The organism is Vibrio sinensis (genome assembly GCF_003605645.1).
GTDB lineage: Bacteria > Pseudomonadota > Gammaproteobacteria > Enterobacterales > Vibrionaceae > Vibrio > Vibrio sinensis.
The window spans coordinates 1-405 of record NZ_QVMU01000186.1 but is presented as its reverse complement, the minus strand read 5'-3'; the positions used below and the strand labels follow the sequence as shown (position 1 = coordinate 405).

Here is a 405-nt window from a genome sequence, read left to right as displayed (position 1 = left end):
CCGATTTATCAGAATTCTCATGCTATTGTACCAGGTATGACTTTTCCTAATGATTCACATATTTCTAATGAAATTACTTGCAATTCTGAGGAAAATATGTTAAATGAACCTAATCATGATCGAAAACCTGATGTGGTTTGGATAGATGCTGATTTTTCTAACGATCCTACGCTCTGCAATGACAGTCCTAATGAATTTCATAAGAATATTTCAGAAGAATCAAATCCTGATGTCATATCATATATTACCTATCCTCATAATGCATTTGATCCTTGTGAAAAACCTGCTCAATGCGAAGCACGAGTACTAAGTGACCTCGAGTTTTATTACATTTCGGATGATTTCATATCAACTGCTGTTTACCCTTATCACAAAAACAGTTCTAATGTTTACTCTAAACAATGT

The 405-nt window shown here is 33.6% G+C and carries 1 protein-coding gene; it reads left to right on the top strand.

What is annotated here, in order from left to right:
• Positions 1-36 precede the first annotated feature (36 nt).
• A partial coding sequence (locus DZ860_RS25490; protein WP_133305470.1) for a hypothetical protein occupies positions 37-405 on the top strand: 369 nt, incomplete at its 3' end.